This is a genomic window from Candidatus Nebulibacter yamunensis, assembly GCF_024208055.1.
In the GTDB taxonomy this organism is placed as follows: domain Bacteria; phylum Pseudomonadota; class Gammaproteobacteria; order Francisellales; family Francisellaceae; genus Caedibacter; species Caedibacter lacustris.
This window is the reverse complement of sequence record NZ_JAMBMW010000002.1, coordinates 127,115-146,055: the sequence shown is the minus strand read 5'-3', so window position 1 is coordinate 146,055 and position 18,941 is coordinate 127,115. Positions and strand designations below refer to the sequence as shown.

Sequence of the window (18,941 nt, the reverse complement as noted above, 5' to 3'; positions counted from 1 at the left end):
ATTTTGTCTAACATTTTAATTTCATCATGATCTTGTTTAGGTTTTTCAATACACTTCACCCTGTTTTACATAGACTAAAGAAGAGAAGAGACCAGCAATGAAAAAAATTAGCTTTATATTACCTTTAATTGGCATTATCAATACGATAAGTTATGCCGACTCAAATACTAATAATCTTTCAATCAATTCGATATCTGACTTAGATAGAGCCATTCAACAAACCTTAGCACAAGATGATCATTATACAACGCAAGCTACTAACTATTGGTTTTATATTAATATCTATGGTGGAGCATCATACAAGGCTTTTCCTAGTGCAAAACAAATTATCACTCAGCCCTGGGGCTCTGATGACATTTATCAATCAAGCAAACAATGGTCACCATACTTTGCTGCTAAATTTGGCATACGTCCATTTAAATATTTGTCATTTGCTGTTAGCTATTGGAATGCAGGCAGTACAAAATCACAACTTGATAATGATAATGGAACAGTGATTCAAGCAAATGGCTATAGCAAAATGGCTTTTTCTGGGGTTGATTTTTATACTACTACTCATCTACCAATACCAAGTGTGAATAGTGAAATTTTATTTTCTGCTGGACCCACTATAGTTTTTTCCAAATTTAGTCCACAAACAACTTTACCTAATTATCAAAACCCACAGCTGACAAAAAGCTCTAAAATTAATATTCGCCCATTTTTGGCGATTGAGTATCAATACCAATTACCCTATGCTTTTACACTAGGGATAGAAGCCAAGTATATTTTTGGTATTGGTAAAAATATTTATGGTCCTTATTATGGTAGTAGCTATGTACCAAATATGCTCAATCTATCTGCCAGCTTAGGATACCATTTTTAACCTTTAGTTTGCTTTTAATCTTTAATTTTGGGTACTAAAGTATATATTCACTTAAATTAAAAGTGATAAATAACTTCAAAACTATTCTAATCATAGCCAATCAATTACCACGATAAGCGTATCACCAGCAAAGATGAATCTACAAAACTTTGGATACAAATTTTTATCAAGAAAACCAATTACTAAAATCAAAAGGAGAAAACATAAATGAAAGCAAAACTTATTATAACAACACTTGGTTTAGCTCTCACTATACTAAGTTATGCAGATACAGTACCAGATTTACCAACTAACGTCACTCACGTTGGAGAGTTAGCCGTAGACCTTAATACAAGCTGGAAAAGACCTATTAACGCTAGTATTGAAATACTCACAAATCAAACGCATAACGCTGAAACCCATGCTAACTCTGCTGAAATAACTGCTAACACGGCAAATGAAAATGCAGTAAATGCACAACAAACTGCCAATGCAGCAAATACGATTGCCCAAAATGCAGCAGCAACTGTTAAGACATTTGATACAAGATTAATTAATGCAGAAAGTGATGCCACTTCTGCTCAACAAATTGCAGCAGGCGCCAATAAAACAGCAGATGCTGCTTCAATAGCTGCTCAAGAAGCTACGACTAAAGTTTCTAGTTATGATAGTAGGATTGCTACTGTTGAAAGCAATGCCACAGAAGCAAAACAAAAGGCTAATGATGCTAAACAAACCGCTGATGCAGCTAAATCTTCTGCCGATAAAGTCGATCAGTTCGATATAAGAATTAGCACTGCTGAAAATAATGCTAAAGAAGCAAAAGATAGCGCTAATAAGACAGAAGGTTTTGTAACGGATTTAGATGAAAAATATAATACAAAATTGACGAATCTATCTACTCGAGTAGATAACATAGCTAAACAAGGCTTTGCAATATCAGATCGTGTCATTTACGGGCATAGTGGGCAATCATTACAGGATGTGATCAATATTGCACAAAATGATCCAAACATCTCACCTAAACTTGATGCGGATCATCCTGTCATTATTAAGCTTGCTCCAACTACCTATAAAATTACCGAGCCTATCAAGGTTCCACAAGGTATCATCATTGATGGGGAAAACCATGCAATCTTGGAAGGTGGAAATCTTTACATTCAACCAAATACCCAGTTTGAAAACTTTATAGCAATAAATGCTAATACATTTTTTTACTTAGATAATCATGAGGTTATAAAAACAAATAACATATATTTCAACAATATCAAGACTAATGATGTGTCAACTTTTGTTGGAGAGGTAGAAAGAAACAATATCCCTTCATATACCCTATATTTTAACCAAGTTGAAACTTCAAACTTGTTAGATATCACTAAGTTACAACACAGCTACCTAAATAACATTACTATACGCAATTCTAGCGCATCTATTGTAACAACGTATTGCAATAAGTTTGATTATTACTCGACTTATCAAGCACATATAATCAATAGTATTATTCAAATTTATTGCTCCCCAATCCATTCTACACAACAATATATAAATAATATAGGTATCACAACTAAAATAGGTAGTTACGACCCAAACGGAAATCCACTCTAACAATTTACTCCAACAGCCAATATCGCTTTATATATTCAAACAACTCATAACTATCTGTCAAACGAAATAATTGCTTTAATTTTTGAATATAGTTATCTACAGTGCGTGTTGAGGCATTCATGTGCTGGGCCAATTCATTTCTTTCTGTTATTCCCTGACCTAAAAGCGTAAAAAAGTGCATTTCCTTATCACTTAGGTTAAATTCTACCTGAATATTTTTATGTTTATGCGCTCTTAACCAATGTGGTGGTAATGCTAATGAAGATAGCTGTTCAGGGTAAATGACAAACTCATCAAAAAATTTTGTCACTAACGGTGCAATATGAGAAACAAGCTTGTTTAGCGTATGGTACAGATCTATAAACCGAAGATAAAGCGTGGTTATATTATGGATATTATCAAAATAAAGTACAAAACGATGTATATTAGTATCACCCCAAAAGTAATAAGATACGGCATAGCAATCGCCATACTTAGAATGCTCAGGAGTAAACAACTCTTGCCAAGCTTTTGCATGTACTGCAATCTCAGATAAGTGGCAAAATCTTGGCAATAAACCAATTAAATTATAGTTATGATAAGGATCTTGATAGCAATATTGGTTCTTATTGCCATAAAAACGATAAATATATCTATGAGCATGCAAAGGGGTACACCAAGTAAACGATTGATTTACTAACGCGTAATCCACACCACAACAACTAAATGTCATCAGTATCTCATTAATTAGCTCATCTAAACGAAATTGCTCTATCTTCTGAAGGTTATTATTTTTTTCTTTCATTTTCCGCACATCTTTATTTTAGATTCATCCCATATATCACTTGCAAGGAACGTTACCTAGATGATTAGTTTAGATGGCAAAGAAAACTATCATACTTATGGATAATCTTCCAATAAAATTTTTGATAGTTTTAAAACCACAAAATATATACATCTAGTTAATAAAAAAACTCACTAATTTAAGATAACTTCTTGTTTTAAATAACCGCTAGATTGACTATTATATACAGCCAATAAATGGAATGTGTACAGTAAGCGAATATGGGTAGCATCATTGATGGCAAACAAAAAGCCAAAGAAATCAGGTTAAATATCAAGCAACATGTTGTTGAGCTCAAAAATAAGGGTAAACGCCTCCCGGGTCTTGCCGTTGTTATTGTTGGTAACGATCCAGCTTCTCGGATATATGTTAATAACAAACGTAAAGCTTGTGAAGAAGTTGGCTTTCTCTCTCAAAACTATGATTTGGCTACTGATACCGATAATGACACTTTATTTAGTTTAATCGATAAACTAAATAATGATCCTACAATTGATGGTATCTTGATACAGCTACCTTTGCCACAACACATCGACGCTGAACGCATTCTAGAGGCGATTCGCCCTGATAAGGATGTCGATGGTTTCCACCCTTATAACATTGGCAAACTTATGCAAAGAAATCCCCTACTGCGCCCTTGTACTCCTAAAGGTGTCATGACACTATTAGAATCTACTATAGATACTTTTAAGGGTAAGCATGCTGTTATCGTGGGAGCATCAAACATTGTTGGTCGTCCGATGTTAATGGAGCTTCTATTAGCAGGCGCAACCGTTACAACTTGTCATCGATTCACAACGGATTTACAAGCGCATTTAAGTCGCGCCGATATAGTCGTTGCGGCTGTTGGCAAACCTCAGTTTATTCAAGGTAAATGGCTTAAAAAAGATGCCGTTGTTATCGATGTTGGGATTAATCGCCTCGAAGATGGTAGTATTGTAGGCGATGTCGACTTTAATAGCGCCATCGATAAAGTTGCATATATTACTCCGGTGCCAGGTGGTGTAGGTCCTATGACCATTGTGACCCTACTTGAAAATACGTTATTTGCTTGTGAGCATTTACATAACAAGGCATAATAGCCCCGAGAAGTTTGGAGTATATTATGAGTATTACAAAAAAACAGCCTTCATTTTGGTCAATTTTAAGCCTTTTTTGCCTTTTGATATCGGCAATAGTGATTGTTGTTTTTCACAAGACTCACGCTAACACAATTGATCGTACCGAAACTACAACTGCTACTACTAACAATCAAAATGGACATGTCACTAAAAAGCAAAACGATGCTGAAAATAAAACCAACTACCGTAATCTTTCTCCTAAAGACGCATACAATAAAGGAATAGAATATAGCCAGCAAAGTAATGTGGATAATTACAATATTGATAAGGCAGTTGATTATATTCAATATTCTGCGGCAACTGGTTATGCTGAAGCACAATTTAAGCTTGGTCTTATGTATTTTCAAGGGTTAGGCGTACAATCTAATCCTGCAGTAGGTTTTTATTGGATAGAAAAAGCAGCAAAAAACGACTATCCAGATGCACAAATTTACCTTGCCTATATGTATAAAAAAGGGATAGGAGTGTCTGCCAATTTATTTAAATCCAACTACTGGCTACGTCAAGCACGCGAAAATGGCATAGATGTTAACCTTAGTTCTTTACCATTTTTCTAAACTCCCTAATCTCCCAACAATGATGGATATTAGGGCGCCTTAAAAAATCACGCGAGAGGCATTTATCATCTATATTTTGACAATTAAATTTCTTCATCAAGCTTTCATCAAACTTAAACTTCCGGAAGTTGTTCGAAAAATAAAGCACACCATCTTTTGTCAACAACTGCATTGTAAGTTCAATGAGTTCCAGCTGATCTTTCTGAATATCTAACACATTCTGCATTCGCTTAGAGTTTGAAAACGTTGGCGGATCCAAAAAAATTACATCAAACTTTTTACGCATCTTAAATGCTGATTTTAACCAACTAAAGCAATCTTCCTGAATAAATAAATGCTGACTTAGGTCTATTTTATTGAGATTAAAATTACGTTTACCCCATTCTAAATAAGTTTTAGACATATCAACATTAATGGTCTTGGCACCCTTTAAGGCTGATTGCACACTTGCCGTACAGGTATAGCAAAATAGGTTCAACAGTGTTTTATTTGTGCTTGCCTTGGCAACCAGCTGACGCATTTTCCTGTGGTCCAAAAATAAACCTGTATCTAGGTAATCCGTAAAGTTTACGTAATACAAGCAGTCATGTTCTTTAACCACACGAAATTGCCCTATTTCGGATTGTTTCTCATATTGCTTTGCGCCTTGCTGCCTTTGCCTTGTTTTAACATAAATATTGTCATACTTCACCCCTAGCACTTCACTTACATGATAAACCATTTGTAGTAAGCGCTTTTGCGCAAGTTTTTGATCAACGTTTTTCCCCATCTGATATTCTTGAATGTGGGCATTTCTATGATACAAATCAACTGCTACTGCATACTCTGGAATATCAGCATCATATACACGATAACATTCGATTTCCTGCTGAACTGCCCATTTTTGTAATTGCTGATGATTTTTTGATAAGCGGTTTTTAAATGCCAAATGTGCATCATCCTGTAAAATTGCATTACTTGCTTGACGCATTAACTTTTGTTTAGTTGTTTCATGCTTCATGACCCACTGATCAGAAATTTCAAACTGGTACAAAGTCGTTGCTAAAGCACCATTAAAAAACTTATTGTGTTTGAATGCTCTCAATCCCAATGCCTTGACCGAATCGCTTGCTGCACTAAATATTCCCACGCGCCAACCTTTAAATTCGGTTATAAGCATCTGTCCAAACGTTTTAAATAGACGTATCAATTTTTCGGTTTCATTATAATATAAGCGCTCGCCATAAGGCGGATTGGTTACAATCAACCCCGTGTGTGATTTGGTTAAATTAGTTAAATACTTAACGTCCTTAACCGCTAACTCTATATATTCAGTCAGTCCTAGAGCTAAAACATTTTCCTTTGCCTTAGCAATCACTTTCTCATCATAATCATAGCCAATAAAACGAACATTCTGATTTTTTAACCCAGCTTTTTTTGCTTCGATGGCTTGTGCTTTCAAGCTTTTCCAAACATCTACGTCAAAATTCCGCCATTGCATAAAACAAAAATTTTCACGATTTAAATTTGGTGCAATATCATATGTCATCATTGCCGCTTCAATCAGTAAAGTACCTGAGCCACACATAGGATCTACCAATATTGGCGCTTCTGTCTTTAGCATTTCTATCCACCCCAAACGTACTAAAATCGCAGCAGCTAAGGTTTCTTTTAACGGAGCCTCACCTTGAGCTAATCGATAACCTCTACGATGTAAACTCTCACCGCTCAAAGACAAATAAATATAAGCCTCATCTTTTTGAAAATGAATAGCAATAAAAATATCCGGCATATCCAACGCAACATTAGGACGCTCATCCATTTGGTCACGAAAACAATCCACAATTGCATCTTTTGCTTTTTGTGCCGCAAATTGAGTGTTATTAAAGGCTTGATGTTTACCAGAGACTTCAATCTTAATTGACTTATCAACGCTAAAGTAACTATTCCACGGCAAACCATATAACACGTTATAAAAAGTATCTATATCTTTAAACTTGAATTCGTTAAGTTTTAGCTGCACTTGATTGGCAAGCCTGGAATGTAAACATATTTTGTAACTCGTTGACAATGATGCTTCAAACATTACCCCTGCTAATTTCTCTTGTGCACTTAGTGCACCTAAGTTCAAAAGCTCATCTTTTAGCAAGAGCTCAATGCCTTTAGCACAACTGGCAAATAGGGAATATATCTTATCTTCTATAGGGTTTGCTTGATTTGCGTAATTCATTATGATCTAAGTAACGATGGATTTATCCAGCATTATACGCAGAGTTTTATAAAAGTCTTTAGATGGTAACAGTTTATTTGAACGACAAAGTAAAAGCTAACAAATCACCCTTGAGATTGTTTCAACATGCTCCGTACTATTGATCTTCTTTACTAAAGCCTCCAAGGTTTGCATATCACTTAAAATGAGGTTGAGTTTAATGATTTTGTGCTTGTCAGAAGATGATGGCTGCAAACTAACAATAGTAATTTTCTCAATTGCCAAAATGCTTGTTACTTCATGCACTGCCTTGATAACGTCACTACAAACGAGTAATAAATCAACTTGATAGCGACGCAAATCCTTTTTCCCCCATTGAACATCAAGTACACGTTCAGGTGCATTTAAGCGTAATTTCAAGAAGTTTGGACATACTGTACGATGCACAGTCACGCCTCTACCTTGTGTTAAATAACCAACGATATCGTCTCCTTGCACAGGCTTACAGCAACCAGCCATGTGTGATAACAAATTATCCACACCATAAATTGTTAAGTCCGTTTTCCTAACCTTTTCATCCAGATTTTGTGTTGTGTTAAACCCTTTTAATGCCTTATCATCGTGGACTGTTTTGTCTAACTGTTTATAGTGCTCAACAATATAGTTAATCACTTGATTAAAACGAAGATCCCCTGTTTCGATACTTGCATAAAAAGTTTCTTCATCAGACATGTTAAAATGCTCTGCAATCAGTTTATAATCAACAGACCTCAATCGATGGTGCTTCAGCTCATCTAGTAAACGCTCACGTCCTAGTAGCGCATTTTGCTCCTTATTTTGTTGCTTAAACCAACGCGCAACACGAGCTCTGATTTTTGCCGAGTAAATAAAGCCATTGCTTACATTTGCCCAATCCAAACTTGGATGTGGCTCCTTTTGGGTTAATATTTCAACCCTATCACCTGTATCAAGCTTTGTTGTTAATGGAACAATCTTACCGTTAACTTTCGCGCCTTTGGTTCGATGTCCTACCATTGTATGCACCATATAGGCAAAATCTAATACAGTAGAACCTGATTCCATATCAATAACATCACCATTGGGTGTAAACACATAAACACGATTACTAGTAATATTCTTTCTTAGTTCATCACTATTGAGTTCATTGGCAAGCTCACTTTCCCAATCTAATAATGACCTTAACCAATTGACTCTTGCCTCATAACTTGGATCATGTCGTACCCCTTCTTTATAACGCCAATGTGCAGCCACACCCATTTCTGATTCGTTGTGCATATCAAAGGTTCTAATTTGAACTTCAAGCGTCAATGCGTCAGGACCATAAACAACAGTGTGTACAGAGCGATAACCATTTTGTTTTGGTGTAGCAATATAGTCTGCAAACTCATTGGGAATCGGTTCCCATAACTCATTAACAATACTCAATACGCGATAACACTCATCCACTGAATCAACTAAAATACGCATCGCACGGATGTCATAAATTTCATTTAAATCACGCTCTTTTTTCCTAAGCTTACGCCAAATGCTATAGATATGCTTAACACGTCCACTTAACTCAAAGTGAATCCCTTCTTTTTCTAAAATAGCTGCCAATGTATCCATCGCATCTTGAATATAGGCTTCTCTTTGTAGCCGCTTCTTCTTAAGTCCTCGTGCTATTTTTTTATATTCAACAGGATACAAGCAAGCAAATGCACGGTCTTCTAACTCCCATTTTGTTTTAGCCAATCCTAAACGATTAGCCAAAGGGGCATATATTTCGAGGATTTCTTTAGCGATCGTTTGCTTATAACTTTCTGTCCAATGTTTGACTGCTCGCATCGTACACACACGATCAGCAAGCTTCACCAACACAATACGTACATCTTCAACAATGGTTAATAGCATTTTACGAAAGGTATCAACCTGCGTTTGGCTAGGTTTTACATTTTGCAAAGCGCGTACTGCGGACATCGCACACGCTCCATCTAAGATTTTAAGCACCGATTCGCCACATCTTTCAATGATTTTTTCGTGCGGAATTTTTTGGTTATAGTGCAGCTCAAATAATAAGGCGGCGGCTACAGAATCTTCATCTGCTTGCAAATCAAAAAGCACTGCGGCCATTTCCACACCATAGCTAAAACATGTTCCACCATGTACTGATGGTTGATCTATGCCATATTCCACCAGAATATCAATAGCACCAGCAATCGTTTGTAACCTAGACTTTGGATAAAACTCCTCTAACAAAGGTAACCATTTTTCAAAGTCAATAAAACCATCCTTTGTTAAAACATAGCGATCAGTAACTTTCACCATTTGTACTTTGTCCGTTATTTATAACAATGCCTAGAGTCTTTGCCTTTAAGCATAACGAAAATGAGTCAAAAACCCTAGTGAAAGTATAGAAATAAACATTAATATGTTTACTAAGTCAGTCTATAAGCCGGGTTCTGTCGTGGACAGTCATTTATCTAGGCATTATGTCACCATCATGCTCAAGCAGTCTACCCAGTTGCAACACGAGCAATGCTATCACAACCCTATTTGACCTTGCTTCAGATGGGGTTTACCGTGCCACTTTTGTTACCAAAAGCGCGGTGTGCTCTTACCACACCGTTTCACCCTTACCTGTGTATATTTAGATACCATCGGCGGTCTACTCTCTGTTGCACTTTCCGTAGGTTCACACCTCCCAGGCATTACCTGGCATCTTGCTCTGTGAAGCCCGGACTTTCCTCACCCTACCACTTTTTACATCTTAATCTTTAGACAATAATTTTAAGCTAAACACTAATGTAATAACGTGGTAAGACGCGACTGTCTGACCAACTTAGCAATATTATTATATGTCTAGCTGTTGACGAATAGCAATGACTTCACGTTCAGTAATTGCTTTAAGACGGCTATATTCACTTTGCAATGCCAATAACTGCTCATTAGCGTATTTTTTAAATTCACGCACTTTTTGATCACACTCCATGCGAGTGCTTAAGAGCTCGCTTTGGGCTTGTTGATACTCTTCTAGTGCCACTGCCCTTGCTGCTTTAATCGCGATCATTGCTTGAAATAACTTTTGAATAATGACTGGCTCTTTTTGTAAACGCTCTGTCGTTAGCTCTTCCATTGGTGCAATAGATTCATACGATTCTTCCCCATTCCCATTTGTGATAAATTGGGGTTTCGAATTACGAGCGAAAGCTCGCTTTTGCAATGATTCTAGTTCATCTTGCTGTTGTCGATGAGTTCGATGCTCTTTAAAGGTTGACATATCAGGTCTTCGAAGCATATTAGATCTTTCTTTACCTTGAGCGTTTGACCTATCATGGTTTTTGTCACGAAAACATTGAGTTCTATTTTTTGATTTTTCCTGTTCCGATAAATGCGTATTTTCTTTTTGCCACTTACCTAAAAATACAGCAATTTGTGCATGTGTACCTTTACCTAACTCTCTACGCACATACTCCAGGGTGACTCGACGACCCTCCTTATTTAACCGATCAGCAATCGCTGACACTTCTTCATAAGTAATTTGATTCTCTTCGGACATGAATTCCCTTATTTCAAGAATTTTACACTACACTACGCATACCTTTAACACGCCAGCACTGAGCGAGTGAAATCAATAATACGTAGAAAAATCAATATTAAGCCTAAAAGTTTACGTATTTTCCACGTATTCGTTATTTACTTTCATAAAAGTAGAAAGAGCGCTACATAGCAAGGTTTAGCAGAAATATTATTCAGACGTAAACTCGATGTGCGAATTATTACTAAAAAAACTCGAAAACTCAAGTTAAATCACGATAATACTGCTAAAAGTCCTATGCTTGCCAATAATTGGAGAATAACGATAAATACACCCGTTACAATTAACAGCAAAAGATAAGCCTTACTCAATAACCCATTACGCTTTTCTTTTTGTCTTAATGACCATGTCATGCAGGCTGGCAATATGATTAATAAAATACAGACAAAGATACTAGCATAGCCTAAAGCAGCTAAAAAGCCATTGACAAAAAATACAGCAAATATTAACGGCGGAACATAGGTGATTACAAAATTCACAAGTCGCGCTTTCATCGTTTTTTTAAGCTTATAAGTATCCTGGTTAAAATGAAATAACGCTAAAGTTACTCCTAAAAATGAAGTCGTAACTGCAACGTTAGAAAAACCAACAATAAATCCACTGACTACATCTACATTCAGAAGGTTGTGATAAGCTAACCCTAAATCTATGTTATGTTTCATTAAATATTGAAAGCCATAATTTCCTAATACTGGAATGACTCCTAAAGTTATAGCAACCCAAATAACATATACCACAAATGGTACACTGGCACCAATTATAACGATTTTTTTCAGGGCCTGATCGTTTTTAAAATAATTACGGATTGTCGGGATCACTATATGAAAACCAAAAGAAGTAATTAAAATTGGAAAGGCATACCAAGCATAACCAATACCCAAACTATCACTTTCTAACAAATTGGTTTGTACATAAGGCACAACGACCACAATAATCGCTATAAAACACACAGTCTTAAGTGTAAAAAACACTTTGTTGAGCTGATCAACGGCTGATGTACCAAAATAAATCACCATCCCGAACAGAAGCGTAAACAATAAAGCGCCATAACCACTTGAGCTTGATAAATGTAAAACATATTGATTAAGCAAACTCCCACCCATAGAAATATAAGCAGTTGTTAAAGCATATAATAGCAATAAGTAGGCAATCCAGTTAATGAATTGCCCCACTCTACCTAACGTAGCATAAGCCATCGTATTTAAATCCGCCGATAACGGCTGCCTAATGTTCACTTCTACAATCAGTAATGCTGTAGCCAACATGATGATCCAGTTAATAAAAAGCAAAACCACTGCGCTTTTAAAACCAATCGCGGCTACCACATAGGGAATACCTAACATGCCTGCACCAATTGATGTGCCTGCAATAAGTAAAATACCACCGAGTTGTTTCATCCTTGAAACCGATAGCATTGTATAAGTTTCCGACATAATTTATGTATTATAGTCTTAGATATTTGACGAAGTTTTATATTACCATTACCAATAAAACCCACAAGCGATTTTTGCGGTAAACTTTTATCAAAATTAGAGGGTACTGGTCACCATCGAAAAAGAGTAAAGATTTCAGGGTAAATGATTTATTAAGAACAATAGCCTCGCAAAACAACTTGTACTTACTCTAAAAGGCGTTATCCTAAACACATCGTTAAATTTTTAACTTTATTTGCCTTTTTGTTATGAATAACTACCACAATCTGCGAGCTTTTGCAGATATTCACCTTACAAACTTACACCAAAATTTACACAACATTAAAGTACTACATCCACACAAAAAAGTGATTGTCATGCTCAAAGCAAACGCTTATGGTCATGGCGCAATTGAAATTGCACATGCACTAGATGGTTTATGCGATTATTTTGGCGTTGCGAGTATTGAAGAAGGTATTGAGCTACGCGATTATGGCATAAATACTAAAATCATTATTTTTTCCGGCTTTTTCTGTCAACAAATGACACAAAAGTTGATCAATCACAGCCTCATCCCTATCATTCATAGCACTTACCAATATGAATTACTTGTACCTTATTTTAAAAGATGCAACGCTGAAATATGGCTTAAAGTCAATACTGGAATGAATCGTTTAGGCTTAAATTATAACGAGTTTAATGATTTATACAACAAGGCCCAGTTCTATCAAAAACCACTAAACGCCTTAACTCATTTAGCAGAATCAGAAAATAAAGATCAAAGTTTTACCCAGTTACAATTAACCCGTTTTTATCAACTTATTCAAGATAAACAACTTGTCAATATCAGTGCATTTAACTCTGCTGCCTCTCTACTGAATGCTAACATTGATAAAACCAACACGATTCGAATTGGTCTTGCTTTATATGGAGCTTGTGCGCAAGATGCAAAAGATCTTGGTTGTACACTTCACTCCGTGATGTCTTTACACAGCCATGTGATTGCCATTCAGCCGATCAAAAAAGGTGAATCGGTTGGTTACAATCGTAGATATATTGCTGAAGAAGACACGTATATCGCAATTGCCAGTATCGGTTATGGTGATGGTTATCCACAATCTACACCAAATGGGACAACTGTGTTAATTAACGATATCCCCTATCCCACTGCGGGCAAAGTTTCGATGGATTTAATGGCAATTGAAATTGGTGCAAATCATGATATCAAAATTGGAGATGTCGTGACTTTGTTTGGTGTACCAAAACTGACTGTTGATCAGATTGCCAAACAAATTGGTACTTCAAGCTATGCCATACTTACCGCCATTAACCCTCGTGTTACACGTTTTTATCTTGATTAAGACATTAAACATGAATTTTCTCATCTATCAAGCTGGCAACTGCTTCAATTAATTTATCAATACCTTCAGCTACCTCAGCGATCGATTTTCCTAACATATATGCAGGCGTTGTCACTACTTGATTGTCATGATCTATACATACACTACTGACACATTCCTTAACGTGTTTTGCACCTTTTTGTTGAAGTATGTTCGCTATTGCCTCATCTTGACCAATTGTTAAGCTTACGCTTGGGTAAATTTCGGCTGCAATCACAGGTGCAATACAAATAAAACCAACTGGTTTATGCTCACCTTTAAACGCTTCAATAAACTTTTTCACTTGTGAGTCAACCTGATAGGTTGCATCTTGCTTAAAAGCAAAATCACATAGGTTTTTGGCTGCGCCAAAACCACCTGGTAGGACAAGTGCACTATAATCATATGGCTGCACTTGAGCCAAGTCTTTTATCTTACCTCTTGCAATACGAGCCGCCTCAACCAGCATATTACGATTTTCTGACATTTCTTGGCCTGTGATGTGATTGATCACATGGTGTTGATTTTTATTCGGGGCAATAACCTCATAGTCAATACCACGTTTTGATAATGACAATAACGTTAATACAGCTTCATGAATTTCACTGCCATCTAATGAACCACACCCTGCTAATAATACGGCTACTTTTTTAGTTTGATTTGGCATAATTTCCTCCATCAATTTTATATATCCATCACAAACTGTTTTGCGTAATACTACAAAATAATTCACGATAGAAGATGCCTCGTGCTACGTTATATAGCGATTAAAAGTTTACGCTAATGCCTGCTCTGAGTCATCGATTATATCTAGGGGAGTTCAGCACAGATGCTTGGCTTAATTTTAAAGAGTCTAGGGAAACTAGCAAAATAAGCCATAAATAACGTAAGTTCTTTGTTTAAAAATCTAAATCTTTGTTTCGCTTTTAATAATTTTAGGAGTAATAAAAATCAATAACTCCTTATTCTCAACCCTATTACTGACACTACTAAACAACCAACCCAAAAGTGGAATATCACCTAAAAATGGAACTTTACTCTTAGAGTATTCAATCGTTTTTTCATAAATACCGCCTAAAACAACTGTTTGACCATTTTTAATCATCAATTTTGTTTTTATTTCCCTTTTGTCTAATGCAGGTTCTCCACTTGTGCTTAATTCCGCATCAGTAGATGGCGCATCTTTTTTAACGGTAACATCCAAAATAACATCCCCGTTTGGGGCGACTTGAGGTTTCACTTTAAGCTCTAATACTGCTTCTTTAAACGCAACACTAGCAGCTCCCGAAGCACTACTTTCATTATATGGAATCTCTTTACCTTGCTTAATAAATGCTTCTGTATTCTCTGCTACAACCAAGTGTGGAGATGAAATGATTTTTGCATCTCCTTCTGTTTCTAATGCAGATAACTCAAGAGTAAGATCAATCCCACCAAACAAACCTGCAAACGCTAAAGTTGCATTGGTTGAACCTTGGCTTGGTTTAGATGGATCTTGATAATTAGGTAAGATACTAATACTACTATCTTTGCCATTATTTGCTTTATAACCAAGTCCTAAATCAAATGCTGACTTTTTTGATACTTCAACGATGCGTGCCTCAATAAGCACTTGATCAACAGGCTCATCTAAATTATTAATCATCGAGCGAATGCCACTGATATAGTCTTTGGTATCCGTCACAATCAACATATTGGTACGCTCATCTGTTGCTATCGAACCGCGTGAAGACAAAAATCCCTGTTTACTAGATTCTAGCATCTTCATCACATTTTCAGCTTTGGCGTAGTTTAAATGAATATATTCTGTTGTCAGTGGTGCTGCTGCTTGATTGGCTTGCTCAGCTACCGCAGCCTCTTGATTTTGTGCCGCAATCTCTGCATTAGGTGCGATATAGAGTATGCTCCCCATCAACCGCTTCCCTAAGCTCTTTGATAACAAAATGATATTAAGTGCTTCCTCCCACGGTACTTGAGTGAGACTCAATGATACCTGCCCTTCAACCCCATCACTTATGACTAAGTTTAAACCAGCAAATTGGGCCATTGTTTGCAAAAGTGACCTGATCGGTACATCTTGAAATTTAAGTGAAATTTTCTTATTAACGCTAAATCCATCGATTTCCGTTTGCTTATTACTAATTTCTACTTCAAGTCCTGTACTTGTTGTTTTATGAGTATAGTGAAATGGGACATCCATCCGCATAATCATAATAAGTGAACTGCCTTCTTGCTGCAAATCAAGCGAAGACACAATTGTATTAAATATTGTAGTATCAATACTATGTAACCAATAATCTGCAATGCTTGTATTCTTAAATGTGATCACTAAAGTATTTTTATGTTCCAAGAAATCAATTGCTTCCGGTTGTTTTTCCCACAGCAGTTTCAATACCCCACCATTATTCACTGAACGCTGATAGCGAATATCCTCAATAAATCGATGCGTATGCGAAATATTAGTTAAATTTGTTTGGTTTTTTATTACTTCTAAAATATTTTCTGGCGAATTTATTTCTTTTACCGTAGTACCTTGAATGACAGCTAAATTTGTTTTTGGAACAGGAGCATCACTTTTTTTATCAATCACAGCTGATTGATTTAAATATTTTGACAAATCTAATTCAAGCGTTAAAAACGAACCAAAATGCAAAATACTTGCATCTACTGACAAAGTAAAAACGCATGTTAGTATAGATACAGATAACTTAAGTGCTTTAGTTTTCAGCATTTTTAGCCACCTGATTTAATTTTAAAAGCGTTGTTACTTTGTACCATTTCCCTTCTTTTCCTTTTTTACGCTCGTCTATCTCTACATACTCTGCCGTAATTTTCTCTATCCGTCCATAATCTCGCCCCAGATAGTCTCCAAGTTGTACAACATTTGCATGATGATTTTTAATGTTGGTTATAATAGCCCAAATTTGATCGCCTTGTTCAATTACACCTGAAAATCTTAAGTCTTCAAGTGGAATTTGCTCTAAAGGCAGCCTTTTACGTGCTAAATTTGGTTGGTACTTATTATCATCAACAACTTGTTTAGGTGCTTCTTTGACGAGTAGTTTTGCTGGGGTGTCAAATGGATTACGCAGGTTGGTTAAATTCAGCTGTTGAACTTTTACTACGTTAATTTTTGGTAAAGGTGCTATTTCCTGTGCGGGTGTTTTAGCCGAAATTTCATTTACGTAACTTACTAAATCCGTTTGCATGGCAAGCGCATTTTTTCCACAAAGCAACAACATAAGTGTTACTAACCAAATCAAGCACCAAACCTTCATTGGTTTTCTCCCATATTTGGTTTGAGCTTCAAGCTAAAAGTTTGCAAGCTCATACTCATTTGTAATATCCCATATTCACTGACTGAGGTATAAGGCACAATACGATAGTTTTCAATCAATATAATACGCGGTAATGTTTCTAGTTTATTAACGAAATTAGACAATTGCTCAAAAGTTCCATCACAAGACAGATCTATATCCAAAATTGCATAATTTTCTTTATACTCCAATGGTTGTGGATTGAGTAACTTAACACGCAGTCCATTTTGAAAGGCTAAATCTGATAGCTGTTCTATTAATTGTGGTAGCTCACTATCGGTAGGCAACGCATCAAGCGAATAGTTAAATATTTCTTGTAAGGTTTCTACTTGCTGTGCCAATATAGGTAACGCCTTACTACGTGAAATACTCTTAACCAACTGTTCTTTATACTGAGACTCAAGAGCAAAGGCATTTTCTCTTTGTTGATAACGCATACTCACTACAGTAACATAACCTAGCCCTATTACGAACAATAGGGTGATTAAGTTTAAAATAAGCTTGATCCAAAATGGTTGTACGCTTAAGCTATCCAATACCACAATTATCAACTTCTTCATTGTGGTTCCTTTTTTATTTTTTGAGTAATGTTAACAGTTATTTTAAAGGCATTCTCAGCACCATAACCAGGCTTACCAATTAAACTAATATTAGATAACACTGGTCTATCAAAAGTTGGATCGTTTTCTAAGGCACGCATCAATTGTGCAACTGCTTTACTATGCTCAGCACGTCCTTCAAATGAAAGTTCATTTTTATTTTTGTGGATGCTCGTTAGATAAACGGATGTAGGCAAAGCTGAAGATAAGCCCGACCAAACTGATAATACTCTCTGACGCTCAGTTTCTAAATTGTTTAATAGCTCAATTTTTCCCAATAATGCTATCTTTTCCTCCTCTAATTTAACGATGCGAGCATTTTCTTTTGCATAAACTGTAGTTTGCTCTTTTAAATAATTATTGCGCTTATATTGATTCGACAATCCTTGTGAAGCGATGATCACCCAAATAATTGTAATTAAAACACCTATTAGTGCTACGAAAATCAAGTCAAAAAGAAGTGCTTGCAAATGCCTCTTTTGACAAATTTGTCGCCACGGCAATAAGTTAAATTCGTGCATCAGCTGATTCCTTCTCTTGTTGCTAAACCAACCGTAAGGACATAACCTGCACCATGCTTAATTTGTTGAGCTTGGTTCATATTCAACAAATGAGTAAAAGGATTGATCATTATGGCCTCTAGCCCTGTAAAGTCTTTTACTACTTGCGTCAAATTATCAATCTCAACACGATCACCATAAAGCATCAATCGCTCAAGTTTTTTACCTTTATTAGATACATCAAACATCTGCAAATTACGTATAAGCCAAGCGGAAAGTGTATTCAAATAGTCTTCTTCGTTTAAGCTTGCAGAAACGCTTTTATGTTCAGCTAGGTAAATATTATCATTATCAAAGATGTGAATCTTAAATCGTTTATAATTCAAACAGACGAGCACATTATAATCTTCATTATAACTGACATGAAAAATCTGCATATAACGCTGCAACACATAACTATCAACATCAATAACCTCAATCGATAACCTACAGATTTTAGCCAAACGTTGATATTGTTCAATGTGGTCTTTATGTGCTGCAATAAGTAATAGTGCTTGGCTAGTACTATCACTTTGTGGTATTAACTTAAAATCAAAAAATGTATCTTCAACCGGATAAGAAACGTATTTATTGAAGTCTAATAAGATCGCATCTTTAAGTTGTGTTTCGTTAAGTCCTTTATCTATCTGTATTGTTTTGCTAATAACATTGGTGCTGCTTAAGACAAATCCTACTTTTTTGCTCTTCACCTTATTTCGTTTTAACAAATCGATGAGCGTTTCAGCCACAGTTGCGAAATCAATAATTTGATTATTCTCGATGATCCCTGCTTCCAATACTTCGCAATCTGCGACTTCCAATACATACTGACCTATAGCTTTTTTCTTTAAAACGACTATGCGCAAATAGCGATCTGACCAATCAATTGCAATAAGTGTTCTGCTTTGCAAGCGTGATAACAAAAATGACAACATGCACATTAGTCCATTAAATAAAACTGT

The 18,941-nt window shown here is 36.0% G+C and carries 16 protein-coding genes and 1 other RNA gene; 5 read left to right on the top strand and 12 right to left on the bottom strand.

The annotated features are described in order from the left end of the window. Positions 1–97 precede the first annotated feature (97 nt). On the top strand, positions 98–865 hold the full coding sequence (locus M1V25_RS01680) for a hypothetical protein (protein ID WP_116963318.1): 768 nt from the start codon (positions 98–100) through the stop codon (positions 863–865). Between the two features lie 207 nt (positions 866–1,072). Then, positions 1,073–2,449: a hypothetical protein gene (locus M1V25_RS01675; RefSeq protein WP_116963317.1), complete on the top strand. Its 1,377-nt coding sequence runs from the start codon at positions 1,073–1,075 to the stop codon at positions 2,447–2,449. 4 nt (positions 2,450–2,453) lie between these two features. Here the strand turns inward: M1V25_RS01675 and M1V25_RS01670 are convergent, their stop codons facing one another. Further along, positions 2,454–3,233, bottom strand: a complete 780-nt coding sequence (locus M1V25_RS01670; protein ID WP_116963316.1) for a hypothetical protein — start codon at positions 3,231–3,233, stop codon at positions 2,454–2,456. 260 nt (positions 3,234–3,493) lie between these two features. Here M1V25_RS01670 and folD point away from each other — a divergent pair, with 260 nt between their 5' ends. Together folD and M1V25_RS01660 are read left to right on the top strand one after the other, a co-directional pair. Beyond that, positions 3,494–4,351, top strand: a complete 858-nt coding sequence (gene folD, locus M1V25_RS01665; protein WP_498842250.1) for a bifunctional methylenetetrahydrofolate dehydrogenase/methenyltetrahydrofolate cyclohydrolase FolD — start codon at positions 3,494–3,496, stop codon at positions 4,349–4,351. Positions 4,352–4,377: 26 nt separating this feature from the next. Next, positions 4,378–4,950, top strand: a complete 573-nt coding sequence (locus M1V25_RS01660) for a tetratricopeptide repeat protein (protein WP_498842249.1) — start codon at positions 4,378–4,380, stop codon at positions 4,948–4,950. Here M1V25_RS01660 and rlmKL read toward each other — a convergent pair. From rlmKL to M1V25_RS01635, 5 genes are all read right to left on the bottom strand, one after another. Next, a complete protein-coding gene (rlmKL, locus tag M1V25_RS01655; RefSeq protein ID WP_116963313.1) occupies positions 4,928–7,159 on the bottom strand; it encodes a bifunctional 23S rRNA (guanine(2069)-N(7))-methyltransferase RlmK/23S rRNA (guanine(2445)-N(2))-methyltransferase RlmL in 2,232 nt (743 codons plus the stop codon). The two genes, M1V25_RS01660 and rlmKL, sit on opposite strands and share 23 nt — an antisense overlap. Before the next feature lie 96 nt (positions 7,160–7,255). After that, complete coding sequence (locus tag M1V25_RS01650) at positions 7,256–9,463, bottom strand: RelA/SpoT family protein (RefSeq protein WP_116963312.1); 2,208 nt, start codon at positions 9,461–9,463, stop codon at positions 7,256–7,258. Positions 9,464–9,570: 107 nt separating this feature from the next. Next, positions 9,571–9,980: RNase P RNA component class A (gene rnpB, locus M1V25_RS01645), an RNA gene on the bottom strand. 9 nt (positions 9,981–9,989) lie between these two features. Next, positions 9,990–10,694, bottom strand: coding sequence for a DNA-binding protein (locus tag M1V25_RS01640; protein WP_498842248.1), 705 nt, complete (start codon positions 10,692–10,694; stop codon positions 9,990–9,992). Between the two features lie 251 nt (positions 10,695–10,945). Then, a complete protein-coding gene (locus M1V25_RS01635) occupies positions 10,946–12,148 on the bottom strand; it encodes an amino acid permease (protein WP_116963310.1) in 1,203 nt (400 codons plus the stop codon). Positions 12,149–12,414: 266 nt separating this feature from the next. Here M1V25_RS01635 and alr point away from each other — a divergent pair, with 266 nt between their 5' ends. Further along, entirely contained in the window at positions 12,415–13,506 is a 1,092-nt protein-coding gene (gene alr / locus M1V25_RS01630; RefSeq protein WP_116963309.1) for an alanine racemase, read from the top strand. Between the two features lie 4 nt (positions 13,507–13,510). Here alr and elbB read toward each other — a convergent pair whose 3' ends face one another. From elbB to pilM, 6 genes are all read right to left on the bottom strand, one after another. Further along, on the bottom strand, positions 13,511–14,191 hold the full coding sequence (gene elbB, locus M1V25_RS01625; RefSeq protein WP_116963308.1) for an isoprenoid biosynthesis glyoxalase ElbB: 681 nt from the start codon (positions 14,189–14,191) through the stop codon (positions 13,511–13,513). Between the two features lie 240 nt (positions 14,192–14,431). Continuing rightward, positions 14,432–16,255 (bottom strand): type IV pilus secretin PilQ, encoded by a 1,824-nt coding sequence (locus M1V25_RS01620; RefSeq protein WP_498842247.1) that lies wholly within the window; start codon positions 16,253–16,255, stop codon positions 14,432–14,434. Then, positions 16,242–16,733 (bottom strand): pilus assembly protein PilP, encoded by a 492-nt coding sequence (locus M1V25_RS01615; protein WP_498842246.1) that lies wholly within the window; start codon positions 16,731–16,733, stop codon positions 16,242–16,244. Before M1V25_RS01615 ends, M1V25_RS01620 begins: the two co-directional genes overlap by 14 nt. 65 nt (positions 16,734–16,798) lie before the next feature. Next, a complete protein-coding gene (locus M1V25_RS01610; protein ID WP_116963305.1) occupies positions 16,799–17,401 on the bottom strand; it encodes a type IV pilus inner membrane component PilO in 603 nt (200 codons plus the stop codon). Beyond that, positions 17,398–17,961 (bottom strand): PilN domain-containing protein, encoded by a 564-nt coding sequence (locus M1V25_RS01605; protein WP_116963304.1) that lies wholly within the window; start codon positions 17,959–17,961, stop codon positions 17,398–17,400. Before M1V25_RS01605 ends, M1V25_RS01610 begins: the two co-directional genes overlap by 4 nt. Then, on the bottom strand, positions 17,961–18,914 hold the full coding sequence (gene pilM, locus M1V25_RS01600) for a type IV pilus biogenesis protein PilM (protein ID WP_192877923.1): 954 nt from the start codon (positions 18,912–18,914) through the stop codon (positions 17,961–17,963). Before pilM ends, M1V25_RS01605 begins: the two co-directional genes overlap by 1 nt. Positions 18,915–18,941: the final 27 nt, after the last annotated feature.